The following is a 25,061-nucleotide window of genomic DNA, read 5'->3' on the forward strand; positions in this document are numbered from 1 at the left end:
AGCACTCAACTCGATGGAGTGCTAATCTTGCAATTAATATAATACAAAAAAAAATAAATGTCAATACTTTTTTTGAAAAAATTTAATTTTTTTTTTAAAAGTAATTATAATTAAATAATAGTTTAAAAATGAATAGAAATACGGTATAATTTTTATATCAATTAATGGTCAAGGGGTGAGTAAAATGGGAGTTATTGTAGGTAAAAGTATTTTCCCAGGAATAGTTATAGGTCAACCCTATATAGAAAGAAAAAAAAAGATAGATATTGAAAATTATAAAATTTCTTCTGAAAAGGTTGAAGAGGAAATAGAACGATTTTTAGAAAGTGTACAAAAAGCTAAAAATGATATAAAACAAATTAAAGGCAATTTAGAGGGTAAAATAAATAAGGAAGACTTGCAGATTTTAACAGTACATATAATGATGTTAGATGATCCTCAATTTATAAGTGATATAAAAAAAGGAATAAAAAAAGAAGAAAATAATGCAGAAGCGGTTGTAAAGAAAGTTTCTAATAAGTATATAGAAATGTTTGAAAAAATAGCAGATCCAATTTACAAGCAAAGAGCATTAGATATAAAAGATATAAGTGAAAGAATAATAATGAATCTAACGCATGAAGATGATATAGATTCAAATTTAAATGGTAAGATTTTGGTAATCAGAGAATTATTACCATCAGAGCTTTTAAAAATTTATTATAGTGGAATAAATTTAAGTGGAATAATAATGGAGTATATGGGAGAGACATCTCATACTGCAATACTAACAAAAGCATTAGAGATACCTACACTAATGGGTGGAAATGATATTTTTTCTGTAGACTGGGGAGATAAAATAATTTTAGATACAACATCTATGGAAGGTAAAGTTGTAACTAATCCAGATATAAAAACATTAAATAGATATGATGAAGAAAAAAATAGATATAGAAATAAAATGAAAGAGATAGAGGAATCTATTAATAAAGAAACAGTTACTTTAGATGGAGAAAGAGTTTATTTGCATTTGAATATAGGTGGTAGGTTAGATATAACTCAAGTTAGTCGAAAAAGACCTGATGGTATTGGATTGTTGAGAACAGAACTTATATATATGGATGCAGTAGAATTTCCAAACGAGGAGAAGCAAAAAAAAATATATGAAAATATAGCAAGAGAGTTTGAAGAGAGTCAACCAAATAAACCTATAGTTATAAGAACTTTAGATATAGGAGCAGATAAAAAACTATCTTATTATAAAATGGTTGATGAAGAAAATCCATCGTTAGGATGTAGAGGGATGAGACTAACTTTAGCAGATAAGAATCTTTTTAAAAATCAAATTAAAGGAATTTTAAGAGCCGCAACTCATCATAATATAAAGATGATGTATCCAATGATAACAAATTTAAAAGAAATAATTGAAGCTAAAGATTTAGTAGAAGAGTGTAAAAAAGAACTTTTAATTGAAGGAAAAGAATTTAAAGAAAATATAGAGGTTGGAATGATGGTAGAAGTACCATCAAATGTTATGTTAGCAGATATTTTTGCTGATTATGTAGACTTTTTTTCTATTGGAACGAATGATTTAACACAATATATACTTGCAACAGATCGTTATAGTCCAATAGCTGAAAAGCTTTATGATTGCTATGATCCTGCAGTTATAAGGGCAATAAATATGGTTTCTAGTGCAGGGCTTAGAAAAAATAAAAAAGTTTCAGTATGCGGAGAAATGGCTGGAGAAAACCAAGCTGTCATAGCTTTATTAAGTTTAGGAATAAGAGATTTAAGTATGGCACCAGCATATATTCCAAAAGTAAGAAATTTAATTCGAAAAATTGAGCTGTCAGAGTTGAAAGAAATTAAAATAAAACTATTAAAATCTAAAGATTCTCAAGAGGTAAAGAATATCCTAAATGAATATTTAGAAATAATTGAAGGGAGAAATTAAAAATGAAAAAAGTGGAAGTAACTATTAAAAATAAGGCTGGATTACACGCAAGACCATCATCGTTATTTGTACAAACAGCAAGTAAATATGATTCAGATATAAATGTAATATTTGATGATGAGGTTATAAATGGAAAAAGTATTATGGGATTGATGCTTCTTGCAGCAGAACAAGGAAGAGTACTAACTTTAGAGTGTGACGGAGAAGACGAAGAAGAGATGATAGCTGATTTAATTGATTTAATTGAAGTGAAAAAATTTAATGAGGAGTAAAAATAAAAAGTGGAGATAATAAGAGCTGAAAAAATGGGATTTTGTTTCGGTGTAAAAAAAGCTGTTGAAACTTGTTATGAGATATCTAGAAAAAATATATCTAAAAAATATATTCTTGGAATGGTAGTTCACAATAAAGATGTTGTGAAAGAGATGGAGAATATCGGTTTTATAATAGTTGATGAAAAAGATATATTAGAAGGAACGGATCCTTTAAAAAAAGGGGATACAATAGTAATTAGAGCTCATGGGACAACTTCTCAAATTATAGATGTATTAGAAAAAAAAGAAGTGGAAATACATGATGCAACATGTATTTTTGTAGATAAAATAAAAGAGATATTAATTGAAAGAGAAAGTCTTGGAGATGAAATAATTTTCATAGGAGACAAAGAACACCCAGAGGTAAAAGGGATTATTTCTTTTGGGAAAAAAGTTAATGTTTTAAAAAATTTAGAAGAATTAAAAGAAAGTTCCTTAGATAGGAGTAAAAGATATTCGGTACTAACTCAGACAACTTTGAATAAAAGTAAATTTTTAGAGATAAAAGAATATTTAGAAAAATACTATTCAAATGCTCAGATATTTGATAGGATATGTGGAGCGACTAGCGAAAGACAAGAAGCTACTAAAAAGTTAGCAAATATTTGCGATATAATAATCGTGATTGGTGATTTAAAAAGCTCAAATAGCAAAAAACTTCTGGAAGTAGCAAAAGCTGAGAATCCCAATAGTTATTTAGTTCAAAATGATGAAGAATTAGATATGTCTATATTTTCTGAAAGTATGAAAATAGGTATAACAGCTGGAGCATCAACACCAGAAGATATAATAAAAAAAATAGAAAATAAAATAAGGGGGAACTTTAATGTCTAACTTTGATTACTACGAAGATTTTGAAGCATTATTAAACGAGTACATGCCAGTAAAAGAGGATGAAGAAATAAAAACTAAAGTGACTGGAACAATTGTAAATATGGATAGAAACTTTACATATTTAGAAGTACCTGGAGAGCCAAAGGCTGTAAGAGTAAGAACAGAAGAGTTAACAGGATATACTGTAGGAGACGAAGTTGAAGTTCTAATAGTATCTCAAGCTGAAGAGGAGGATTCTTTAGTTTTAATTGGTTCTAAAAAAAGAATCGATATGGAAATTGGAGCTGAAAAATTAGAAAAAGCACTTCAAAACCATGAAATTGTAACTGGAAAAGTTATGAAAAGAGTAAAAGGTGGATATATTGTTGAAGTATATCATCAACAAGGATTCTTACCTAACTCATTATCAGAAATTCCTGCAGATCAAGGAGATTCATTCATAGGAAAAGAATTACAACTTGCTATTAAAGAGATAAAAGAAGATAAAAAAGGAAAGAAAATTCTTTTATCGAGAAAAGAACTTGTTATTGCAAAAGAATTAGAAGCAATTGATAAATTAATATTGAATGAAGTTGTAAAAGCTACTGTTTTAGAAGTACTAGATTTTGGATTAACAGTAAAGTTAGATGAAGCTAGAGGATTTATTCATATTTCAGAAGTAGATTGGAAAAAAACTTCAGATTTACATAAGTTATACAAAGCAGGAGATGTAATTGAAGCAAAAATTATAGAGATTGAAAGAGATAAAAGAAATGTAAAATTATCTATAAAATCTTTAACAAAAAACCCTTGGGATATAGTTGCTGAAAATAATAGCATAGGTCAAGAAGTAACTGGTAAAGTAACAAGAATAGTAAATTATGGAGCTTTTGTAGAGTTATTACCAGGAGTTGAAGGATTAATTCATAGTTCAGATTTCTCTTGGACAAGTAAAAAGGTAAATGTTAATAACTTTGTTAAAGTTGGAGATGAAGTTAAGGTTGTTATTACAGAATTATCACCTAAAGAGAGAAAATTAAAATTAGGTATAAAACAATTAAGTTCTAACCCATGGGAAGGTGCTGAAAATAAGTTTGCAGTAGGAACAATTTTAACTGGTACAGTTGTAGAAGTTAAACCATTTGGAATATTTGTGCAAGTTGAAGAGGGAGTAGATGGATTTATCCATAACTCAGACTTTGCGTGGTCAGGAAACAAAAGATATTCTAAGGGAGATAAGGTAGAGTTTAAAGTAGTAGAATTAAACTTAGAAGATCAAAAGATAAAAGGAAGTATCAAAGACTTAACAAAAAGTCCTTGGGAAACAGCTTTAGAAAATTATAAAGTTGGAGATAGAGTAGAGAAAGAGATAAAGAACATTCAAGATTTTGGAATGTTTGTGAAATTAGGAGAGGGAGTAGATGGATTTATTCCAACTCAATTAGCTTCTAGAGATTTTATAAAGAATTTAAAAGATACATTTAAGTTAGGACAAGTTGTTTTAGCTGAAATTGTTGAAATTGATTCTGAAAAGAAAAGAATAAAACTTTCTATAAAAAAAGTTCAATTAGAAAAAGAAAAAAATGAAAATAAAGAGTTAATTGAAAAGTATGGAGTTTCTTCAAGCGAAGAGTAATATAATTAAAAGGTCCTCTAATTATAAGAGGACCTCAATAAAATCAATAAAAAATTCAGTTGACTTTTTGTAAGATCGTGTTATAATAATTAAAGACAATGAAAAAGATTTATTAAGAAGAGACTTCCTGTTTCTCACCTTATGGGGCAAGGCCTACATAAAGGTTACATTAAATTTTTGTTTAGGGCGAGCCCTAATAATTATTTGAGTTAAACAGGAATTTTACGTCCTGTTTTTTTTATTTGATAGTTAATAGGAGGTGTCTATTATTTCGGACAAAGTTAGAATTAATGAGAAGATAAGAGGTAGAGAGTTAAGAATTATCTCTGAAACTGGAGAGCAATTAGGAATAATGTCAGCAATGGAAGCATTAGAAATTGCTGTACAAAAGGAATTAGATTTAGTTGAGATATCACCAAATGCTACGCCACCAGTATGTAAAATAATGGATTATGGAAAGTACAAATATGAGCAGACTAGAAAAGCTAAAGATGCTAAAAAGAACCAAAAGCAAGTTATTGTTAAAGAGGTAAAATTTAGAGCTAGAATAGATCAGCATGATATGGATACAAAAATAGCTCAAGTTAAAAAGTTTTTAGAAAAAGATAACAAAGTAAAAATAACTCTTGTTCAGTATGGAAGAGAAAGAATGTACGCTGATCAAGGAATAGGAATGCTAGATCAGATATCTGATAGATTTGTAGAAATCGCAGATGTTGATAAAAAATATAATGATAAGCAAAAGTATTTAATCTTATCGCCAAAAAAATAGTGAAGATTTGAGAGGAGGAACATTACAATGCCAAAGATGAAAACTCATAGAGGTGCTAAAAAGAGAATTAAAGTTACTGGAACAGGGAAATTTGTTGTTAAAAAGCCAGGAAAGAGCCATATCTTAACAAAGAAAACAAGAAAAAGAAAGAACAGATTAAAGAAGGATACAGTAATCACTTCAACATTAGAGAAGCACTTAAAAGGATTATTACCATACGGAGTAGGAAGATAATAATTCTTAGGAATATTATTGTTAAAGGACCAATTATAGGAGGAGAAGTAAATGAGAGTTAAGACTGGAATAGTTAGAAGAAGAAGACATAAAAAAGTTTTAAAAGCTGCTAAAGGATTTAGAGGTGCGTCAGGTGACGTATTCAAGCAAGCTAAGCAAGCTGTAATGAGAGCAGAAGCTTTCTCTACAAGAGATAGAAAAGTTAGAAAGAGAAAGATGAGACAATTATGGATCATCAGAATCAACGCTGCTGCAAGAATCAACGGATTAACTTACTCAACTTTAATGAACGGATTAAAGAGAGCAGGAATCGAGTTAGATAGAAAAGTTTTAGCAGATATCGCTTTAAACAATGCAGCTGAGTTCGCTAAATTAGCAGAAACTGCAAAAGCAGCATTATAATTATAATTTAAAAGAGCTTCGGCTCTTTTTTTTTATTTTAAAAAATCTTAAATAAAAAGAAAAAATATGATATAATTTTTAGGAGAGTAGTTTTAAAAAACCTAAGGGGGATTAAAATGCTAAGAAAAAAAATACTAAAGAGAATAGACGTAAGTAAAGAAGATTTATTAAGTCAAGAGCAAGAGATAAGATTTGAACTTTTAACAAAAGCAAATGATATTGATAATTTAAAAAAATTAGGGACAATTCTTTTTTATAAAAGAGACTGTGAAGGTGCTCTAGAAATTTATGAAAAACTTAGAGCTTTAGGAAAAAAAGATAGTGATACGATAGGATTTTTGGGATACTTAAACTACGAATTAGGTAACTATACTAAAAGTATAAAATATTTTAATATGTTTTTAGATAACAAACCTGGTGATGCGTTTGTTTACTTTTTATTAGGAAATGCCTACTCGAGAGCAGGGAAAATAGTAGAAGCAATAAATAGTTATGATTTTGCTATATTTTTGGATTTAGATATATACAGTGCTCATTTAGATTTTGCTAAAGAGTATGAATTTTTGGGAAGATATAAAAAAGCTTTAAATGAATATATAGCAGCTTATGAAATCGATCCAAGAGATAAGGATATAAAAGAAAAAATTAAATATTTAAGAGAAAAAATTTAGGTTAGTTCAAAATAGGGGATAGAAAATCTATTCCCTTATTTTATAATACAGTTAAGAATCAAGGAGAAAATAATGATATCAATAGCATTAGTTTTAACGGTAGCTATTTTTTTAATAATAGCGCTACTATTTGGTATGAATAGAGCTATAGCAGCTTTACCAGCACTTTTTTTTATAATGTTACTAATTTCTTTTTTTGGATTTATAGTAGTACAGTTTTTTCCAATTATTCTAATATTTTTAGTTATTAGATATTTTATGAATAAAAAAAATCCAAGAAGAGGAAACTTTTACTATAAAACATATACTCAAAAAGATTTTGAAGATATGTTTAGAAACCAAGGTAATCAATATGGAGGAAACTATCAAGGTGGTTATCAAAATAATCCATTTGGGACTTTTGAAGATAAAAGTAAATATTATAAAATCTTAGGAGTTCAAGAGGGTGTAACTCCTGAAGAATTAAAAAAAGCATATAGAGAATTAGCTAAAAAGCATCATCCAGATAGATATGCAAATGCTGAACCTGAAATAAGAGAGATGCACGAAAAAAAGTTTAAAGAGATAAATGAAGCTTACGAAAAACTTCAATAAAATTATAATTAAATTATTTTGCAAAAATGTTAAATCTTATGGTACAATGTAAAAGTTGAATAAAATGGAGGGTATGATGAGTTTAAAGACACTAATTTTAGCAGCTGGAAAAGGAACAAGAATGAAATCAGAGCTGCCAAAAGTTTTACATAAAGTTTGTGGAGTGCCGATGGTACAAAAAATTGTAGATACATGTAGTAAAATTGGTTCAACTGAAAATATATTAATATTAGGACATAAAAAAGAAGAGGTATTGAAAGTACTTCCAAATATTGAATATGTAGTTCAAGAAGAGCAATTAGGGACTGGACACGCTGTTATTCAGGCAAAAGATAAGCTTGAAAATTTTGAGGGAACAGTGATGATATTATGTGGAGACACTCCTTTATTGAGAGAGGAAACTTTAAAGAAGTTATATGACTACCATAAAAACTCTAAAGCTACAACAACAATATTAACTTCTATTTATGAAAATCCATTTGGATATGGAAGAATTGTAAAAGAAGATGGAAGAGTTGTAGGGATTGTTGAAGAAAAAGAAGCAACAGATGAAATAAAAGCTATAAAAGAGGTAAATGCAGGTGTTTATTGCTTTGAAGCTAAAGAGTTATTGTCAGCATTAAAAAGAATTGATAATAAAAATGAAAAAGGTGAATACTATTTAACAGATGTTATTGGAATAAATGTTAAAGATAACAAGAAAGTTGAAGCTTTTTTATTAGAAGATAATGATGAAATATTAGGAATAAACTCTAAAATTGAATTGGAAAAAGCTAATTCAATAATGAGAGATAGAATAAATATAGCTCACATGGAAAATGGTGTTATTTTCATTGATAAAAATAATACCTATATAGAAGAAAGTGTAGAAATTGGACAAGATACAGTTGTATATCCAGGTGTTCTACTACAAGGTAGCACTAAGATTGGAAAAAATTGTGAAATTTTAGGAAATACAAGAGTTATTGATTGCCAAATAGGTGATGAAGTAAGAATAGAAAGCTCTGTATTAGAGGACAGTATTGTTGAATGTAAAGTAACAATAGGTCCATTTGCACATTTAAGACCTAAATCACATTTGAAAGAAGAAGTTCACATAGGAAACTTTGTAGAAGTGAAAAAATCAGTATTAGAAAAAGGTGTTAAAGCAGGGCATTTAACATATTTAGGAGATGCTACAGTAGGAGAAAAAACTAACATAGGTGCAGGAACAATAACTTGTAATTATGATGGTAAAAATAAATTCAAAACCACAATTGGAAAAAATGCTTTTATAGGAAGTGATACGATGTTGGTGGCTCCTATTACTATAGGAGAAAATGCATTAGTAGGAGCGGGGTCAGTAATAACTAAGGATGTACCTGAAAATGCGTTGGCAGTATCAAGAAGTAAACAAGTTATAAAATTTGATTGGAGGAAATAGAAAAAATGGAAAGACCTGGGGTAAAAATTTTTGCCGGAACATCAAATATGGAGTTAGCTAAAAAAATAGCTGAGAAATATGGGACTTCAGTAGGAGATGTTGAAATTGTTAGATTTAAAGATGGAGAGGTTTATGTTTGTGTGGGAGAGACAGTAAGAGGTAGAGATATATTTATTGTTCAATCTACATCTGAGCCTGTAAATGAAAACATAATGGAGTTATTAATATTTATTGATGCATTAAAGAGAGCTTCAGCAAAATCAATAAACGTTATTATTCCTTATTATGGATATGCTAGACAAGATAGAAAATCAAGACCAAGAGAGCCAATCACATCGAAATTAGTGGCAAATTTATTAACAACAGCAGGAGCTACAAGAATTGTAACTATGGATTTACATGCTGATCAGATTCAAGGATTCTTTGATATTCCAGTGGATCACATGCAAGCTTTACCGTTATTAGCAAAGTCATTTATAGGTAGAGGAATGTCAGGAGACAAAGTTGTTGTTGTATCACCAGATATTGGTGGAGTAAAAAGAGCTAGAAAATTAGCTGAGTGGTTAGATTGTAAAATAGCAATTATTGATAAAAGAAGACCAAAACCAAATATGTCAGAAGTTATGAACTTAATTGGAGAAGTTGAAGGGAAAATCGCAATATTTATAGATGATATGATTGATACTGCTGGAACAATTACAAATGGAGCAGAAGCTATTATGGCAAGAGGAGCTATTGAAGCTTATGCATGTTGTACACATGGAGTATTTTCAGACCCAGCTATTGAGAGATTACAAGCTTCTTGTTTAAAAGAAGTAATAATAACAGATTCAATAGCATTACCAGAATCTAAAAAGATTGATAAAATAAAAGTAGTTTCTGTTGATGAAATTCTTGCAGAAGCTGTTAGAAGAATTGTAAATAACGAGTCAGTATCTGAGTTATTTGAAAAGTAAAAGCACATAGAAAAGCTAGTATTCTACTAGCTTTTTTTTTTTTAATATGTTAGAATTATTTATATAGATAAAGATGAGGAAAAGGATTAATTATGAAAAGAATTGTGTTTAAAGAAAACAATATTGATTTAGAAGTTATAAAAAATGAATTAAATAATAATGGAATAATAATTTATCCTACAGATACAGTATATGGAGTAGGTGCAAGTATCGACTCGCTAAAAGGCCTACAAAAAATTTATGAGGCAAAAGAGAGAAACTTTAACTCTCCATTGATAGCACTTCTTAGCAAAGTAGAATACATTGAAAAAATTGCAATTATAGATGAGGAAAAAAAAATAATTATAGAAAAGTTAGCAAGTGAATTTTGGCCTGGCGCTTTGACAATTATTTTAAATAAGAAAGAAAATGTTCCGGGTATAATGGTTTCTAATGGAGAAACAGTGGGAGTAAGAATACCAGCTTTAAAGTTAGCTCAAGATATAATTGAAAGTGTTGGTGGAATTTTACCGACAACAAGTGCTAATATTTCAGGAGAAAAGACGCCTAGAAGTTTTGAAGAGTTAAGCGAAAAGTTTAAAGAAAGAGTAGAAGTTATAGTTGATGGAGGGAAATCTCCTTTAGGTATAGAGTCAACGATATTAGATTTAACAAAAACGCTTCCAAAAATTCTTAGAGAGGGAGCTATAAAAAAAGAAACAATAGAGAAAGTTATTGGAAAAATATAAAATTTTGGAGGAAAAAATGAAGGCACAAAAGGTAAACGCAAATAACATGAATCCTATGCAAATGAATGCTATGTCATCGATGATGGGTATGATGAATTCAATTCAAAAAATTGGTAAAGGTAAGAGAAAATACTCAGTATCTTTAGATAAAGGAACAAAAAAGTTTTTATCTAAATTTATAGAAGAGATAAAAAAGCAGTTTGCAGTAAATAGTGGAATGCAAAATGTTGGTCAGTTTTTAGACTATGTGAAATCAGTGGCAGATTCAAAAGATAAAATGGAATTAAAATTATCTTATGAAGAGCAAGAGTTCTTAACAAAAATGGTAGCAGACGCAGTTAGAGGAATGGAAACTGTACAATTTAAATGGTATCAGCTTATAAAAAAATCAATGACAAAAGTTATGATAAAACAATATAGAGAATTACTAGCTCAATTAAAAAAATAAAAAATATATAAGACTAGAAGTAGAGAATTATTCTACTTCTTTTTTTTAAAAAAAATGTTGACATTTTTTATATGATAGGGTATAATTATAAATGTCTGAAGGGATGCCGCTTTAGCTCATCTGGTAGAGCAACTGACTTGTAATCAGTAGGTGATTGGTTCGACTCCGATAAGCGGCACCATGAACGCCCCGTTCGTTCAGTGGTAAGGACAATAGATTTTCACTCTATAAACAGGGGTTCGATTCCCCTACGGGGTACCATTAAAATTAAATAAGATATGGTGAGGTTCCCGAGCGGCCAAAGGGATCAGACTGTAAATCTGACGGCTCTGCCTTCGAAGGTTCGAATCCTTCTCTCACCACCACTTATACTACACTAACCTGAAACAGTTTGAAGGATATGTGTGGATTTTTTTTTAAGCGGATTTTTTTTGTAAAAGAAAAGAAAAAATAAATATAAAGAAAAACAGGAGGAAATTTCAAATGGCTAAAGAAAAATTTGAAAGAAGCAAACCGCACGTTAACATTGGAACAATCGGACACGTTGACCACGGAAAAACAACAACAACAGCAGCAATATCAAAAGTATTATCAGATATGGGACTAGCTAAGAAAGTAGATTTCGCTAATATCGACGCTGCACCAGAAGAGAGAGAAAGAGGAATCACAATCAATACAGCTCACATCGAGTACGAAACAGTAGAGAGACACTACGCACACGTTGACTGTCCAGGTCACGCGGATTACGTAAAGAACATGATCACTGGAGCAGCACAAATGGACGGAGCTATCTTAGTTGTATCAGCAGCAGATGGTCCAATGCCACAAACAAGAGAGCACATCCTATTATCAAGACAGGTTGGAGTTCCATACATCGTAGTATACTTAAACAAAGCTGACATGGTAGACGACGAAGAGTTATTAGAGTTAGTTGAAATGGAAGTAAGAGAGTTATTAACAGAGTACGGATTCCCAGGAGACGATTTACCAGTAATAATGGGATCATCTTTAGGAGCAATGAACGGAGAAGAGAAATGGGTTAACCAAATCAAAGCTCTAATGGACGCTGTAGATTCTTACATTCCAACACCTGCAAGAGCAGTAGACCAACCATTCCTAATGCCAATTGAGGATGTATTCACAATTACAGGAAGAGGAACAGTTGTAACTGGAAGAGTAGAAAGAGGAATTGTAAAAGTTGGAGAAGAGATTGAAATAGTAGGAATCAAAGATACTACAAAATCAACTTGTACAGGAGTAGAGATGTTCAGAAAGCTGTTAGATCAAGGTCAAGCAGGAGATAACATCGGAGCATTATTAAGAGGAATCAAGAAAGAGGATGTTGAAAGAGGACAAGTATTATGTAAGCCAGGATCAATATTACCACATACAGGATTCAAATCAGAGGTATACGTATTAACTAAGGAAGAGGGAGGAAGACATACTCCATTCTTCTCAGGATACAGACCACAGTTCTACTTCAGAACTACAGATATAACTGGAGCAATCAACTTACCTGAGGGAGTAGAAATGGTAATGCCAGGAGATAACATTGAGATGACAGTAGAGTTAATCCACCCAATCGCAATGGAGCCAGGATTAAGATTCGCGATCAGAGAGGGAGGAAGAACAGTAGCTTCTGGAGTTGTTGCAGAAATTACTAAGTAATCTTACTTATTAAAATATTGAGAGTTAAGTTTAAAACTTAACTCTCTTTTTTATTTTTTCATTTAAAAAAATATGATATAATATGAAAAAATAGAAAGGATATTGCATGATAATAGATTTTACAAAAGTTATCGAAGTTTTTGAATCTATGAGTTTCATAGGACTGATATTAATTTGGATGTCTTTTTTAATAGGATTAAAATTTCCCGATTGGGATTTTAAATTGAAGATAAAGCATAGAAATATTTTAACTCATAGTCCAATAATGCTTTGGATAATGATATATTTTTACAATACTCAAAAAGATGTTGAAGTTTTTAGATTTTCAATAATGGGTTTTGCATTAGCATTGGGATTGCATATGATTTTTGACTTTTTTCCAAAGGGATGGTCAAGGGGAGCATTAATATATTTTCCATATTGTAGAATATGTTTAGGCGTAAAAGGAAGTAAGGGATTTATTTTTTTAACAGGAATATATTGTATTTTTTTATCAATAAAATATTCCCAAACTTATATTGAAGTTTTGATTTTGACTTTATTAGGAGTGTACACAATTGTAAAAAATATAAAAAAAGAAGAAAAATTTTTTAGACCATTTACCTTTTTTGCAGGAGTTTGTGTATTTTTAAGTGCAGTAAAATATGATGAAATAAGCAATTCTATCACTTTTATTGTACACTTAATATTTGAAAAAGTTAAAATCCTATTTTAGTACATGAAAATTTATAGAAATCCTGGACCTTAACTTGACAAAAGAAGTTAATTTTTAATATAATTTAACTAAATAAAAGGATTGAGAGGAGAAAAAATGAGAGACATTAACTTTTTAGTAGAACAAGCTACTAAAATTAGAAAAGACATTGTTCAAATGATTTGTAAATCAAAATCAGGTCATCCAGGAGGATCACTATCTGCTGCAGATATAGTAACTGCACTATATTTTTCAGAAATGAATATTGACCCTAAGAACCCAAAAATGGAGGGAAGAGACAGATTTGTTTTATCAAAAGGACATGCGGCTCCAGTACTTTACTCTGCTTTAGCTGAAAGAGGATACTTTGATAGAGAACTTTTAGGAACTTTAAGAGCTTACGGATCACCTTTACAAGGTCATCCAGATATGAAAAAACTTCCAGGTATAGAGATATCAACAGGTTCTTTAGGACAAGGGTTATCTGTAGCTAATGGAATGGCATTATCAGCTAGAATCTCAGGAGAAAACTATAGAACTTATGTTTTAATGGGAGATGGAGAGTTACAAGAGGGACAAGTATGGGAAGCGGCAATGTCAGCAGCACACTTTAAGCTTGATTCAATATGTGCTTTCGTTGACTCAAACAATCTTCAAATAGATGGAAATGTAGATAAAATTATGGGTGTAGAGCCTCTAGATAAAAAATGGGAAGCTTTTGGATGGAATGTAATTATAATTGATGGACATAACTTCCAAGAGATATTTGATGCTTTAGATAAAGCGAGAGAAACAAAAGGGCAACCGACAGTAATTATTGCTAAAACTGTAAAAGGTAAAGGAGTATCATTTATGGAAAATGTTTGTGGATTCCATGGAGTTGCTCCAACTTGTGAAGAGACAGAAAGAGCAATAGCAGAGCTAGAGAAAGTATCAGAGATATAATAAATTCGGAGGATGAAATAATGAAAAAATCTACAAGACAGGCTTACGGAGAAGCATTAGTAGAGCTTGGAAGACAAAATAATAATATAGTTGTTTTAGATGCAGACTTAACAAAATCAACAAAAACAAATCTATTTCAAGAGGCATTCCCAGAAAGACATATAAACGTTGGAATAGCTGAAGCAGATTTAATTGGAACAGCAGCTGGACTTGCTACATGTGGAAAAATACCATTCGCTTCTACTTTTGCGATGTTTGCAGCAGGAAGAGCATTTGAGCAAATAAGAAATACAGTAGCTTATCCAAAGTTAAATGTAAAAATAGCTCCAACGCATGCAGGAATTTCAGTAGGAGAAGATGGAGGATCGCACCAATCAGTTGAAGATATCTCTTTAATGAGAAGCATTCCGGGAATGGTAGTATTATCACCAGCAGATGCTACAGAAACTAAAAAAATGATATTTGCAGCAGCAGAGTATAATGGACCAGTATATATAAGAATGGGAAGATTAGATGTGCCAGTATTATTTGATGATTCATATGATTTTCAAATAGGGGTAGCAAATACTATAAAAGAAGGAACTGATGTTACAATATTAGCAACAGGACTTATGACAGCAAGAGCTTTAGAAGCAGCAGAAAAGCTACAAGCTGAAGGAGTTTCAGTAAGAGTAATAAATGTAGGAACAATAAAACCTTTAGATGGAGAGACAGTTCTAAAAGCTGCTCAAGAAACAAAATTTATTGTAACAGCTGAAGAACATTCTGTAATAGGTGGACTTGGATCAGCAGTATCAGAGTTCTTATCAGAGACGCATCCAACATTAGTTAAAAAAGTTGGAATCTATGATGTGTTTGGTCAAAGTGGAAAAGCTGAAGAATTATTAGAAAAGTATGAATTAACGGCAACGAAATTAATATCAGTGATAAAAGAAAACTTATAGAAAATATATAGTATAGAGGCGAGTTAAACTGGCCTCTATATTTTAATTAGGGAGAAGAGATGGAAAGAAGAAAAGGGGCAAGAACATTTATAGCATTGACATTAAGTTTTATTATATTTAATATATTTATTTCATTATCTTCTAATAGCTACTTTATTGGGAAAATATTAAAGAGTGATTATTTTTTTACTATTGAGTTACAAAATGATAACTCAAAAGAGAAACTACAAGAGTTTGAAAAGTTTCTTATAGAAAATGAAAATGTTAAGGGAACAAGATTTTTATCAAAAGAGGAAGCTTTTAGAAATTTACAAAAAGAATTGGAAATAGTTATACCTAAAAGCGAAAATCCACTACCGAATTCAATAATTGTATATTTTAAAGATGAAAAAAAACTTCATGCCATCCAAGAGTTGCTAGATGTAAATCCGATGGTAAGAGAGATATATATAGATAGTCAATTTTTGCAAAATACTCAAAGAAAAATTAGTGCTGCAAATATGTCATTATTTATTTGTTTGGCGTTATCACTAGGAATGTATTATCCAATAACAACTATTTTAAGAGGCGTTATAATTAGAGATTATATGATTTTTGCAATAAAAGCTCCTCAAAATAGGAAAAATTTTTCTGTAGCTAGAAATAAAAATTTAATACCATTTTTTGGAAGTGCTTTAGTTGGAGGTATGATATTTTTTAATATATACGTTATTCTTAGAGAGAAATATCAGCAAATTTTATCAACATTAATACTTCAAAGTTTTAAACAAATTATAGTAATTGAAATTGTAGCAACATTAATACTTCTGTTTTTAGCTTGGAAATCAACAGGTAAGCTAAAAAAAGATGAGGTTTAATTATGAAAGGAATAATGATTTTTTTTATTTGTTCAACTTTTATATTTGGAGATAGTGTAGATAATTTAAAAAATAAAATGAAAAAAATAGAGAGCGAAATAAAGCAAAAAAACAGTAGGATTGAACATATAGACTCTGAAAAAATAAGTATTGCAAAACAGATTGAAAATATAAACTCAGAAATTAAAGATATAGAAAAAGAAGCAGAAAAACTTCAAGAAGAGATAAAAATAGTTAATAGAAATATTGAATATGGTGGATTAAATTTAAATGTAAGTAGTAAAGCATTAGATAGAAAAAAATCAGAGTATAAAGCTAAGATGATAGAGGTAACTAGAAAATCTAGTTTAGAAAGTAATACAAAGGATAGAAGTATAGCAAAAAGAAGTTTCTCAAGACTTTTATATGGAGATTTAGAAAGCATGGAACATATAAAAAATGTTCAAACTTCAATAGAACAAGTAAAAAAGAATATTGAGAATGATAGACAAAAGTTAACAATACTTAAAAGAAAATTAGATTCTAATAGAAGATCGATTGAGGTAAAAAAACAAGAAAAAAATAGATTGATAACTAGATTGAATCAAGAAAAAACTACTCATGTAAAAACAATAAGTAAGTTAGAGATTCAGAAGAAAAACATAGAAAAAGAAATTGAAAGAATTATAAAGGCAAGAAGTGTAACAACTAAAAATGTAAAATTAGATACAGCCGTGCTTAAACTTGGAAAATTTCAAAGACCTATTTCAGGAACTATAGTTGTAAAATTTAGGGAAAAGAAGAATGGTGAAGTTGTTAGTAATGGTATCGAAATAGCAGGAAAAATGGGAACTAGAGTTAAAGCTGCAACAAGTGGAAAAGTAATTTATGCTGATAAATTTCAAGGACTTAACAATGTGGTTATGGTAGATTATGGATATAATACAATTGGTGTATATGGAAACTTAATTGCTGTTGGAGTAAAATTAAATCAGCAAGTCCAAAGAGGACAAGATATTGGAGTTTTAGGTCTAAATACTGATAGTAAAGCAAATCTTTACTATGAGGTAAGATTTAACTTGAAGCCAATAAATCCAGAAAATCTATTTTAAGGGAGGAATAATGAAAGGAACTATAATTTACAATGAAGATAAAAAAGAAGCAGTAAAACTATATCATCAACTAACAGAGTTTTTTTTGAAAAATGATATAGAGATAGTTCCTGAAACTCATGTATTAGAAGCAAAATTTGCTGTTGTTATAGGAGGAGATGGAACTCTACTTAGAGCTTCTAAAACGCTAATAAAAAATAAAAATATAGATATCTTTGCAATTAATGCAGGTTCTTTAGGCTTTTTAACAGAAATAAAAATAGATGAGTTTGAACCTACTTTTATTAATTATTTAAAAGGAATAGTAAGAAAAGAGAGTAGACAGCTTTTAGAGATAGTTATAAAAGGAGAAAAAATAGATGTGTTAAATGAGATTGTTATTTCTAAAAAAATGGCTAGCTCAAAAATTTTAAATATATCTATGAACACAGAAAATACTAAAATATGTGATTATAAGGCAGATGGAATAATAGTTGCAACACCAACAGGGTCTACGGCGTACTCTCTTTCAGCTGGTGGACCAATAGTTATGCCGCAAATAAAGGCAATAGTTGTAACTCCTTTAGCTCCTCATAATTTGGCAACAAGACCTATAATAATAAGTGGCGATGAAAGGTTAATATTAACTTTAAAACCCGGGCAAAAAGGTTGTATAATAGTAGATGGTGAAATTGAGAGAGAGATAGAAGATGAAGAGCATATATTGGTATATTATTCTCAAGAAAAAATAAATCTTATTTTACCAGAAAATAGAGATTACTATGGGATTTTGAGAGATAAGTTAAAGTGGGGAGATAATCTATGTTAAAAGAGTTGAAAATTGAAAATTTAGCTATAATAGAAAAAGTAGATTTAGAGTTTAAAAATGGATTGATTGTTTTAACTGGAGAAACTGGAGCAGGGAAATCAATAATTTTAAGTGGAATAAATCTTTTAATAGGAGAAAAAGCCAGTGCTGATATGGTAAGAGATGGAGAGGAATATCTCTTAGCACAGGGTGTATTTGCAGTTAATGAGGAACAAGAAGCTGAATTAAAAGAGTTAGGTATAGAAGCTGAAGATAATGAAGTTATTGTAAGAAGACATATAGATAAGAATGGAAAAGGAAAAGCTTTTGTAAATAACATAAGAGTACCAATGTCTAGTTTGAAAGAGATAATGGGAACTTTAGTTGATATTGTAGGACAACATTCTCATCAAATGCTTTTAAATAAAAGCAACCATCTAAGACTTTTAGACAGATTTTTAGGTGATGATGGAATTGCTATAAAAAAACAATTAGAAGTTATTTATAATGAATATTCAAGTTTAGAGAGAAGAATTCAAGATGTGGAAAAAAACAAAAGAGAAACTCTTGAAAAAAAGGAATTTTATGAGTTTCAGCTTCAAGAAATTGACAAGGTGAATTTGAAGGATGGAGAAGACGAAAAACTTGAAGAAGAGTATAAAAAACTTTTTCATGCAGGAAAAATAAAGGAAAAGCTATCATTAACAGAGAATATATTAAAAGATGGAGAAAAAAATGCTTTAAATATAATTTATAATAGCAGAAAAAATTTAGAGACAATCTCAAAGTATGGAAAAGAATTTCAAGAGAATTTAGAACGGTTAGAGAGAGTTTATTATGATTTACAAGATTGTGTGGACTCTATTAGAGATTTAAATGATGATATAGAAGCAGATGATATGAGACTAGAAAAAGTTATTTCAAGACTTGACGCAATAAATCGTTTAAAATCAAAATATGGAGATGACATTAGTACGATACTTCAATACAGAGAAAAAATCGATGAAAAACTTCAATTATTGGATGAAAATAGTTTTCAAGTAAAAAAATTAGAAAAAGATAGAGACGAAGCTAAAACAAAATACTATACTTTAGCTAAAAAGTTAAGTGATATAAGAAAATTAAAGGCTAAAATCATTGAAGAAAATCTCCAAGATGAATTAAAAGGTCTAAATATGGGAGATGCAAACTTTAAAATTGAATTTGAAGAATCAACATCAATGACTTTAAGTGGAATAGACCAAGTGGAGTTTATGATATCAACAAATGTTGGACAAGGGCTAAAGCCTCTATGGAAAGTAGCTTCAGGTGGAGAAGTTAGTAGAATAATGTTAGCCATAAAAGTTATTTTTTCTAAAGTGGACAATATTCCAATATTAATTTTTGATGAGATTGATACGGGTGTAGGTGGTGAAACTGTTAGAAAGATAGCGAATAAACTTCAAGAGATAGGAGAAACAACACAAGTTATGAGTATAACTCACTCACCTGCTATAGCTGCAAAGGCAACTCAACAATTTTATATAGAAAAAAAACTTTTAGATAATAAAACTATAACACAGGTAAAAGAGTTGGACGAGGATGAAAGAGTCAAAGAGATTGCTAGAATGTTAGCAGGAAAAAATATATCTGAAGCAGTAATAGAACATGCTAAAGAACTATTAGGTGATGCATAATGAAGCTATTAGAAAATTTTATTAAATATAAAGCAGATTCAAAAAGTTTAAAAAAAGAAACTCTTGATTTATATCATGGTGATATAAAAGATTTTGAAAATTTTATAGAAAAAGATCTTTTAGATATAAAAACAGAAGATATTTTAAAGTATGTGGAGTTTTTAAAATATAATTATCAACCAAATTCTATAATAAGAAAGGTAAGTACAATTAAAACATTTTATAAATATCTTTTAGAAAAAAGATTTATAAATGATAATCCTTCAGAAGGAATAATAATTGAAAAAGCTCCAGAAAAAGAGTTAGAAACTTTAGAGTTATGGGAAATTAATAATATTTTAGATGTTTGTGGAAAAGATTACAAAGGTACAAGGGATAAATTACTTATAAAACTTTTAGTAGAAACTAATTTATCCATTAATGACATTCTAAAAATAAAGGTATCAGATTTAGAGTTAGTTTCATATAAAATTATATTTAATGATGAAAAAGGAGAGAGGATAGGAATATCTGATGAACTTTCAAAAGAACTTGAAAACTATATAAAAGAAACTCGAACATACTTAGCTGGTGGTAGTAGTAATCTTGTGTTTTATGGATTTAGTAGACAATCATTTAGAGCTAGATTTATCTCATTAGGAAAGAAATGCGGTATTAAGAGAGAGATAACTCCAAATATGTTGAGAAATACTTTGAAAACTATGGTAAAATGTAATGATGAAACTAATGAAGAGCAGTTTTTTTTAGATTTAAAAGAGAAGTATTTTAAAATAGGAATAGGAGATGATTAAAAGTGAAAGCTGGATTTATAGCAGTTGTAGGTAGACCAAACGTAGGAAAATCTACATTAATAAATAAACTTGTAAATGAAAAAGTTGCTATTGTTTCTGATAAGGCAGGAACAACAAGAGATACAATAAAAGGTATTTTAAATTTTAATGGGAATCAATACATATTTGTAGATACTCCAGGAATACATAAGCCAAAACATTTGTTAGGTGAACATATGACAAATAGTGCTTTAAGAGTATTGAGAGATGTAGATGTTATAGCTATGGTTATTGATGCTTCTCAAGAGATTAGTACTGGTGATTTATTTGTATGGGAAAAAGTAAAAGAAGCAAAAAAAACACCAAGAATACTTATAGTTAATAAAATAGATAAAATAACTGATGAAGAGTTAGTGAAAAAAAGAGAGGAAATAGCAGAAAAATTAGGTGATTTTGACGCTGTTGTAGAGATTGCAGGACAATACGCAATAGGTGTTCCTAAATTACTAGAAGCGCTAGATCCATTTTTAGAAGATGGAATAAAATATTATCCAGATGATATGTATACAGATATGCCTACATATAGAATAATAACAGAAGTTGTTAGAGAAAAAATATTAGAAAGAACAAGAGATGAAATTCCTCACTCTGTAGCTATTGAAATTATAAATGTAACTAGAAGAGATAATGGAAAAGATAAATTTGATATAAATATTTATGTAGAAAGAGACTCTCAAAAGGGTATTATAATTGGAAAACAAGGTAAAATGCTAAAAGAGATTGGAATTGAAGCTAGAAAAGAGATAGAAAGTCTATTAGGAATTCAAATATACTTAGAACTTTGGGTAAAAGTAAAAGATGACTGGAGAAAGAAAAAACCATTCTTAAAAGAATTAGGATATGTAGACGAAAAATAGATAAATTAAAAGTAGCTATCAGGGCTACTTTTTTATTTTGAAGAGATTTATAGATTTGTTTTGATGTGTTAATTATGTTATAATAGAAAATAGATAAAAAATAGTTGGTGATGGAGGAAAAAATACAATGCATTTATTATTAACAGAAGGAATGGGTTGGATAGAAGTTGTAACTGGAAGTATGTTTTCAGGAAAAAGTGAAGAGTTAATTAGAAGAATGAGAAGATCAAAATATGCAAATCAGAAAATTTTAGTTTTTAAACATTCAAGTGATGATAGATATGATGATACAAAAGTAGCTTCTCATAGTCAGGCTTTTATCGAGGCTGTACCAGCTTCAACAGTAGAAGAGATGAGAGAGATAATAGAAAAAGAATATAAAGATGTAAAGGTTATAGGAATAGATGAGGTTCAGTTTTTTGGTGAGGATGTAGCTGAATTTTGTGAAGAACTGGCAGATCAAGGAAAAAGAGTTGTTGTAGCTGGATTAGATCAAGATTTTAGAGGAGAACCATTCAAACCAATGGATAGACTAATGGCAAAAGCTGAATATGTAGATAAATTTAATGCTATTTGTGCTTGTTGTGGTAATCCAGCGTCAAGAACTCAAAGATTAGTTGATGGAGAGCCAGCATATGAGGATGATCCTATTGTATTAGTTGGAGCTAGTGAAAGCTATGAAGCAAGATGTAGAAGATGCCATATTGTTAGAAAAAGAGGAGAGTAATGAATTTTAGAGGTATTGAAAAAACTGATAAGTGGGGATATATATTTACAGTTTTTTATAATGGAGAAAAATTTCATTCTTTTGATGAAATGGCAGGAAAAGTAACTGTAAAAGGTGAATTTAGAAAAGTAATGAATGAGCTAGGATTTACTTGGGCAAAAGGAATTCAACAGGGTGGAAGAACAGATGCTAAAGTTTCTGCTGAAAGAAATCTTTTATATGTAAGTAGTAATTTTACTGGTGATTTAAGTGAAATAATATTTAAATTTAACGAAAAAATGAAGGAGTCTATTTTTATAAGAAAAGTACAAAAGACTTTTCCAAATTTATCTTTTCCAGAATATGTGGAAAAGAGAGAGTATATTTATAGATATCCTAAAAAAAGAGTTAAAAGATCAATAGAAGATATAGAAAAAACTCTTTTAGAAATAAGTGGAACTTATGATGTAAGTAAATTTACAGATAAGAAAGGATTAGAACTAAAAGAACATGAGAGAACAGTTAAAGTTACCTATGAAAAAGGAGTATTAAAATTTATAGGAAATTCATTTATGCCTAAACAAGTTAGAAATATGGGAGGGTATATTTTAACTGGAGAAGTTGAAACTTTTCCAGGAAAATTTTTAACTTTAGAAAATGTGTATCTAAAAGAAGAGTTAATGAATAAGATGATACTATCATGTGATAATCTTAAAATATCTGGAGTTGAAAAAATAGAGAAAACAATTGATGATGAAATTACAATATTATATGTAAAAAAGGAAAAAAAAGGAGAAGTAATAGGAAAAAATGCTTCAAATATAAAATCCTTAAGAAAAGAACTTGGAAATATAGTAATAAGGGAGATTTAAATGCTTTCTAGACTAAAGCAAGTATATAGATATATATTTTTGAAATTTAATAAAAAAAATGAAGAAGAGATAAAAAAGGTGCTTTCAGCAGAAGAATATAAGGTTTTTAGTAAGATGAGAGAGTACGATAAAGTGCATTCATTTTTAGTTTATAAAAAATGTAGTGAAAATAAAATTTTAGAAAATAATAAAAATTATTTAAAATTAGCATTACTACATGATTGTGGAAAAGGTAATACAGGTCTTTTAAAAAGAATAAAAAAAGTTTTAATTGGAGATAAAAAGCTAGAAAAACATTCTGAAAATGCTTTTGAAATATTAAAAGATATCAATATAGATGTAGCAAAATTATGTAGAGATCATCATAAAGTTGATGTGGAAAATGAAATGAAAATTTTTCAAAAAATTGATGATGAATAAAAGGAGAGATATGAGAGTAGATATAGGTAAATATTTAATGTCAGTAGAAAAACCAGCTCAATATTTAGGAAATGAAATAAATAGTTTTCATAAAGATTTAGATTCAGTAAAGGCTAGAATGTGTTTATTCTTTCCAGATATTTATGAAGTGGGAATGTCTAATTTAGGAATAAAATTACTTTATGCAATTATGAATAAAGTTGATAATTTTTACTTAGAAAGAGGATTTGCTCCAATGGAAGACATGGAAACTTTAATGAGACAAAATAATATTCCAATGTTTTCTTTAGAGACAAAAACAGAGTTAAAAGATTTTGATGTTGTTGGTTTTTCATTATCATATGAGATGTGTTATCCAAATGTTTTAAATGCCTTAGACTTGGCCAACATCCCATTGCATGCTGATGAAAGAGGAGAAGAGCATCCTCTTATAATGGCAGGTGGAACATGTATGATGAATCCAACTCCTATGGAGAAATTTTTAGATTTCTTTGTAATTGGTGATGGAGAAGAAACTATGACAAAGTTAGCTCAAACATTGGTTGCTCTTGCAGGAAAAACAAAGGCTGAAAAACTTGAAGCTATAAAAGATTTTGAAGGAGTTTATATTCCTAAATTACATAAAGGTGTAAAAAGAATAAAAAGAGCAATAGTTCAAGATATAGATAATACACCATCATATTCTGAGCAATTAGTACCATATATTCAAATAGTTCACGACAGAGCTTCAGTGGAGATTCAAAGAGGATGCACTAGAGGATGTAGATTTTGTCAAGCAGGGTATGTTTATAGACCTGTAAGAGAAAGAAGTCTTGAGAAAAATATGGAATTAATAGAGGATATGCTTTTCAATACAGGTTATTCTGAAATATCATTATCATCTTTAAGTAGTAGTGATTATACAGGAATAAGCTCTTTAATAGATGGTTTACAAAAAAAATATGAGAATAAAAATTTAGCAATTTCACTACCATCTCTTAGAATGAACACTCATTCTGTAGATGTAGCTGTAAATATTAGTGGTGGAAAAAGAACTGGGTTTACATTTGCTCCAGAAGCTGGAAGCCAGAAAATGAGGGATGTTATTAATAAAGGAGTAACAGAGGAACAAATTATAGAAACAGCAGAAGCAGCAGTAAAAGCTGGTTGGGATAATTTAAAGTTTTACTTTATGATAGGATTACCATTTGAAACAGATGAAGATGTTATGGCGATATATGAGCTAGTGAAAAGGGTTACATATAGATGTAGAACAATAAGAAGAAGAGTTAACATAACAGCAAGTGTCTCAAATTTTGTACCAAAACCTCATACTCCTTATCAATGGCATGAGCAGATGAGTGTTGAGGAGACAGAAAGAAAGCAAGGGATGTTAAGGGATGCTTTTAGAGGGATGAAGGGAGCAACGTTAAGAATGCATCCACCTAAAAAATCTTATTTAGAAGGTTTCCTTTCAAGAGGGAATGAAAGAACAGCTGATTTAATAGAAACAGCATTCAAAATTGGTGCAAAACTAGATGACTACAAAGATAATTTCTCTATTTGGAAAGAAGCAATGGAAGAGTTGAATATATCTGAAAAAGATTATTTAGGTGCAAGAGATTTAGATGCCGTTCTTCCATGGGACCTTGTAGACACAGGAGTTAGTAAAGAGTTTTACATAAGAGAACTAGAAAAAAGTGAGAAACAAGCTTTAACAGTTGATTGTAGAGAGCAATGCTCAGCTTGTGGAATGAAAAAATATATTAAAGAGTGTGGATCATTAACTTTAGATAAAAAGTAATTGG

27 protein-coding genes and 3 tRNA genes are annotated in these 25,061 nt (G+C 29.6%); all 30 read left to right on the plus strand.

Annotated elements, in window-relative coordinates:
* Window positions 1-184: 184 nt before the first annotated feature.
* The 30 genes from ptsP (at window position 185) to H5J23_RS03830 (ending at window position 25,057) form a co-directional block, all read left to right on the plus strand.
* On the plus strand, window positions 185-1,936 hold the full coding sequence (ptsP, locus tag H5J23_RS03685) for a phosphoenolpyruvate--protein phosphotransferase (RefSeq protein ID WP_185891005.1): 1,752 nt from the start codon (window positions 185-187) through the stop codon (window positions 1,934-1,936).
* Between the two features lie 2 nt (window positions 1,937-1,938).
* A complete protein-coding gene (locus H5J23_RS03690) occupies window positions 1,939-2,208 on the plus strand; it encodes an HPr family phosphocarrier protein (RefSeq protein ID WP_023050251.1) in 270 nt (89 codons plus the stop codon).
* Window positions 2,209-2,217: 9 nt separating this feature from the next.
* A complete protein-coding gene (gene ispH, locus H5J23_RS03695; protein WP_023050250.1) occupies window positions 2,218-3,084 on the plus strand; it encodes a 4-hydroxy-3-methylbut-2-enyl diphosphate reductase in 867 nt (288 codons plus the stop codon).
* Entirely contained in the window at window positions 3,077-4,699 is a 1,623-nt protein-coding gene (locus H5J23_RS03700; protein WP_185891007.1) for a S1 RNA-binding domain-containing protein, read from the plus strand. The genes ispH and H5J23_RS03700 overlap by 8 nt, the downstream gene beginning before the upstream one ends.
* Before the next feature lie 259 nt (window positions 4,700-4,958).
* Window positions 4,959-5,471, plus strand: a complete 513-nt coding sequence (infC, locus tag H5J23_RS03705; protein WP_240218956.1) for a translation initiation factor IF-3 — start codon at window positions 4,959-4,961, stop codon at window positions 5,469-5,471.
* 27 nt (window positions 5,472-5,498) lie between these two features.
* Window positions 5,499-5,705 (plus strand): 50S ribosomal protein L35, encoded by a 207-nt coding sequence (gene rpmI / locus H5J23_RS03710; protein ID WP_023050247.1) that lies wholly within the window; start codon window positions 5,499-5,501, stop codon window positions 5,703-5,705.
* Between the two features lie 51 nt (window positions 5,706-5,756).
* Window positions 5,757-6,107, plus strand: coding sequence for a 50S ribosomal protein L20 (gene rplT, locus H5J23_RS03715; protein ID WP_023050246.1), 351 nt, complete (start codon window positions 5,757-5,759; stop codon window positions 6,105-6,107).
* A gap of 116 nt (window positions 6,108-6,223) precedes the next feature.
* Window positions 6,224-6,778, plus strand: coding sequence for a tetratricopeptide repeat protein (locus H5J23_RS03720; RefSeq protein ID WP_023050245.1), 555 nt, complete (start codon window positions 6,224-6,226; stop codon window positions 6,776-6,778).
* Between the two features lie 72 nt (window positions 6,779-6,850).
* Complete coding sequence (locus tag H5J23_RS14285) at window positions 6,851-7,372, plus strand: J domain-containing protein (RefSeq protein WP_023050244.1); 522 nt, start codon at window positions 6,851-6,853, stop codon at window positions 7,370-7,372.
* Window positions 7,373-7,448: 76 nt separating this feature from the next.
* Window positions 7,449-8,795, plus strand: a complete 1,347-nt coding sequence (glmU, locus tag H5J23_RS03730; RefSeq protein WP_040406849.1) for a bifunctional UDP-N-acetylglucosamine diphosphorylase/glucosamine-1-phosphate N-acetyltransferase GlmU — start codon at window positions 7,449-7,451, stop codon at window positions 8,793-8,795.
* Between the two features lie 5 nt (window positions 8,796-8,800).
* Window positions 8,801-9,751: a ribose-phosphate pyrophosphokinase gene (locus H5J23_RS03735; protein WP_040406847.1), complete on the plus strand. Its 951-nt coding sequence runs from the start codon at window positions 8,801-8,803 to the stop codon at window positions 9,749-9,751.
* A gap of 92 nt (window positions 9,752-9,843) precedes the next feature.
* Entirely contained in the window at window positions 9,844-10,479 is a 636-nt protein-coding gene (locus H5J23_RS03740; RefSeq protein ID WP_185891009.1) for an L-threonylcarbamoyladenylate synthase, read from the plus strand.
* A 16-nt stretch (window positions 10,480-10,495) separates the two neighbouring features.
* Window positions 10,496-10,927, plus strand: a complete 432-nt coding sequence (locus H5J23_RS03745; RefSeq protein ID WP_040406845.1) for a hypothetical protein — start codon at window positions 10,496-10,498, stop codon at window positions 10,925-10,927.
* 105 nt (window positions 10,928-11,032) lie between these two features.
* Window positions 11,033-11,108, plus strand: a tRNA-Thr gene (locus tag H5J23_RS03750).
* Between the two features lie 5 nt (window positions 11,109-11,113).
* Window positions 11,114-11,188: transfer RNA gene (locus H5J23_RS03755), tRNA-Glu, on the plus strand.
* Between the two features lie 19 nt (window positions 11,189-11,207).
* Window positions 11,208-11,292, plus strand: a tRNA-Tyr gene (locus H5J23_RS03760).
* A 118-nt stretch (window positions 11,293-11,410) separates the two neighbouring features.
* A complete protein-coding gene (gene tuf, locus H5J23_RS03765; RefSeq protein WP_040406695.1) occupies window positions 11,411-12,595 on the plus strand; it encodes an elongation factor Tu in 1,185 nt (394 codons plus the stop codon).
* Between the two features lie 106 nt (window positions 12,596-12,701).
* Window positions 12,702-13,310, plus strand: a complete 609-nt coding sequence (locus tag H5J23_RS03770) for a hypothetical protein (RefSeq protein ID WP_023051228.1) — start codon at window positions 12,702-12,704, stop codon at window positions 13,308-13,310.
* Window positions 13,311-13,406: 96 nt separating this feature from the next.
* Window positions 13,407-14,234 carry a transketolase gene (locus tag H5J23_RS03775; RefSeq protein WP_185891011.1) on the plus strand — a complete coding sequence of 276 codons (828 nt, stop codon included), beginning with the start codon at window positions 13,407-13,409 and terminating at the stop codon, window positions 14,232-14,234.
* Between the two features lie 17 nt (window positions 14,235-14,251).
* Window positions 14,252-15,178: a transketolase family protein gene (locus tag H5J23_RS03780; RefSeq protein WP_040407586.1), complete on the plus strand. Its 927-nt coding sequence runs from the start codon at window positions 14,252-14,254 to the stop codon at window positions 15,176-15,178.
* Between the two features lie 59 nt (window positions 15,179-15,237).
* Complete coding sequence (locus H5J23_RS03785) at window positions 15,238-16,035, plus strand: ABC transporter permease (RefSeq protein WP_185891013.1); 798 nt, start codon at window positions 15,238-15,240, stop codon at window positions 16,033-16,035.
* A gap of 2 nt (window positions 16,036-16,037) precedes the next feature.
* Entirely contained in the window at window positions 16,038-17,126 is a 1,089-nt protein-coding gene (locus H5J23_RS03790; protein ID WP_023051224.1) for a murein hydrolase activator EnvC, read from the plus strand.
* A 10-nt stretch (window positions 17,127-17,136) separates the two neighbouring features.
* Window positions 17,137-17,934, plus strand: coding sequence for an NAD(+)/NADH kinase (locus H5J23_RS03795; RefSeq protein WP_023051223.1), 798 nt, complete (start codon window positions 17,137-17,139; stop codon window positions 17,932-17,934).
* Window positions 17,928-19,589, plus strand: a complete 1,662-nt coding sequence (recN, locus tag H5J23_RS03800; RefSeq protein WP_185891015.1) for a DNA repair protein RecN — start codon at window positions 17,928-17,930, stop codon at window positions 19,587-19,589. The genes H5J23_RS03795 and recN overlap by 7 nt, the downstream gene beginning before the upstream one ends.
* Window positions 19,589-20,380, plus strand: coding sequence for a tyrosine-type recombinase/integrase (locus H5J23_RS03805; protein ID WP_023051221.1), 792 nt, complete (start codon window positions 19,589-19,591; stop codon window positions 20,378-20,380). The genes recN and H5J23_RS03805 overlap by 1 nt, the downstream gene beginning before the upstream one ends.
* A 2-nt stretch (window positions 20,381-20,382) precedes the next feature.
* Window positions 20,383-21,276 carry a GTPase Era gene (era, locus tag H5J23_RS03810; protein WP_185891017.1) on the plus strand — a complete coding sequence of 298 codons (894 nt, stop codon included), beginning with the start codon at window positions 20,383-20,385 and terminating at the stop codon, window positions 21,274-21,276.
* 127 nt (window positions 21,277-21,403) lie between these two features.
* Window positions 21,404-22,003, plus strand: coding sequence for a thymidine kinase (locus tag H5J23_RS03815; protein ID WP_023051219.1), 600 nt, complete (start codon window positions 21,404-21,406; stop codon window positions 22,001-22,003).
* A complete protein-coding gene (locus H5J23_RS03820; RefSeq protein ID WP_185891019.1) occupies window positions 22,003-22,854 on the plus strand; it encodes a KH domain-containing protein in 852 nt (283 codons plus the stop codon). Before H5J23_RS03815 ends, H5J23_RS03820 begins: the two co-directional genes overlap by 1 nt.
* A complete protein-coding gene (locus H5J23_RS03825; RefSeq protein WP_023051217.1) occupies window positions 22,855-23,274 on the plus strand; it encodes an HD domain-containing protein in 420 nt (139 codons plus the stop codon).
* Between the two features lie 10 nt (window positions 23,275-23,284).
* Entirely contained in the window at window positions 23,285-25,057 is a 1,773-nt protein-coding gene (locus H5J23_RS03830; protein ID WP_185891021.1) for a TIGR03960 family B12-binding radical SAM protein, read from the plus strand.
* Window positions 25,058-25,061 lie beyond the last annotated feature (4 nt).

The sequence above is a fragment of the Cetobacterium sp. 2G large genome, from assembly GCF_014250655.1.
In the GTDB taxonomy this organism is placed as follows: Bacteria; Fusobacteriota; Fusobacteriia; order Fusobacteriales; family Fusobacteriaceae; genus Cetobacterium_A; species Cetobacterium_A somerae.

What these genes read in the sequence shown, in the direction of transcription:
- H5J23_RS03785 (WP_185891013.1), top strand. Translation starts at nt 15,238, where the DNA reads ATGGAAAGAAGAAAAGGGGCAAGAACATTTATAGCATTGACATTAAGT.
- H5J23_RS03770 (WP_023051228.1), top strand. Translation starts at nt 12,702, where the DNA reads ATGATAATAGATTTTACAAAAGTTATCGAAGTTTTTGAATCTATGAGT.
- H5J23_RS03820 (WP_185891019.1), top strand. Translation starts at nt 22,003, where the DNA reads ATGAATTTTAGAGGTATTGAAAAAACTGATAAGTGGGGATATATATTT.
- recN (WP_185891015.1), top strand. Translation starts at nt 17,928, where the DNA reads ATGTTAAAAGAGTTGAAAATTGAAAATTTAGCTATAATAGAAAAAGTA.
- H5J23_RS03830 (WP_185891021.1), top strand. Translation starts at nt 23,285, where the DNA reads ATGAGAGTAGATATAGGTAAATATTTAATGTCAGTAGAAAAACCAGCT.
- H5J23_RS03815 (WP_023051219.1), top strand. Translation starts at nt 21,404, where the DNA reads ATGCATTTATTATTAACAGAAGGAATGGGTTGGATAGAAGTTGTAACT.
- glmU (WP_040406849.1), top strand. Translation starts at nt 7,449, where the DNA reads ATGAGTTTAAAGACACTAATTTTAGCAGCTGGAAAAGGAACAAGAATG.
- H5J23_RS03740 (WP_185891009.1), top strand. Translation starts at nt 9,844, where the DNA reads ATGAAAAGAATTGTGTTTAAAGAAAACAATATTGATTTAGAAGTTATA.
- H5J23_RS03790 (WP_023051224.1), top strand. Translation starts at nt 16,038, where the DNA reads ATGAAAGGAATAATGATTTTTTTTATTTGTTCAACTTTTATATTTGGA.
- H5J23_RS03775 (WP_185891011.1), top strand. Translation starts at nt 13,407, where the DNA reads ATGAGAGACATTAACTTTTTAGTAGAACAAGCTACTAAAATTAGAAAA.
- H5J23_RS03700 (WP_185891007.1), top strand. Translation starts at nt 3,077, where the DNA reads ATGTCTAACTTTGATTACTACGAAGATTTTGAAGCATTATTAAACGAG.
- H5J23_RS14285 (WP_023050244.1), top strand. Translation starts at nt 6,851, where the DNA reads ATGATATCAATAGCATTAGTTTTAACGGTAGCTATTTTTTTAATAATA.
- tuf (WP_040406695.1), top strand. Translation starts at nt 11,411, where the DNA reads ATGGCTAAAGAAAAATTTGAAAGAAGCAAACCGCACGTTAACATTGGA.
- rplT (WP_023050246.1), top strand. Translation starts at nt 5,757, where the DNA reads ATGAGAGTTAAGACTGGAATAGTTAGAAGAAGAAGACATAAAAAAGTT.
- rpmI (WP_023050247.1), top strand. Translation starts at nt 5,499, where the DNA reads ATGCCAAAGATGAAAACTCATAGAGGTGCTAAAAAGAGAATTAAAGTT.
- H5J23_RS03735 (WP_040406847.1), top strand. Translation starts at nt 8,801, where the DNA reads ATGGAAAGACCTGGGGTAAAAATTTTTGCCGGAACATCAAATATGGAG.
- H5J23_RS03720 (WP_023050245.1), top strand. Translation starts at nt 6,224, where the DNA reads ATGCTAAGAAAAAAAATACTAAAGAGAATAGACGTAAGTAAAGAAGAT.
- H5J23_RS03795 (WP_023051223.1), top strand. Translation starts at nt 17,137, where the DNA reads ATGAAAGGAACTATAATTTACAATGAAGATAAAAAAGAAGCAGTAAAA.
- H5J23_RS03805 (WP_023051221.1), top strand. Translation starts at nt 19,589, where the DNA reads ATGAAGCTATTAGAAAATTTTATTAAATATAAAGCAGATTCAAAAAGT.
- ptsP (WP_185891005.1), top strand. Translation starts at nt 185, where the DNA reads ATGGGAGTTATTGTAGGTAAAAGTATTTTCCCAGGAATAGTTATAGGT.
- H5J23_RS03690 (WP_023050251.1), top strand. Translation starts at nt 1,939, where the DNA reads ATGAAAAAAGTGGAAGTAACTATTAAAAATAAGGCTGGATTACACGCA.
- H5J23_RS03825 (WP_023051217.1), top strand. Translation starts at nt 22,855, where the DNA reads ATGCTTTCTAGACTAAAGCAAGTATATAGATATATATTTTTGAAATTT.
- H5J23_RS03745 (WP_040406845.1), top strand. Translation starts at nt 10,496, where the DNA reads ATGAAGGCACAAAAGGTAAACGCAAATAACATGAATCCTATGCAAATG.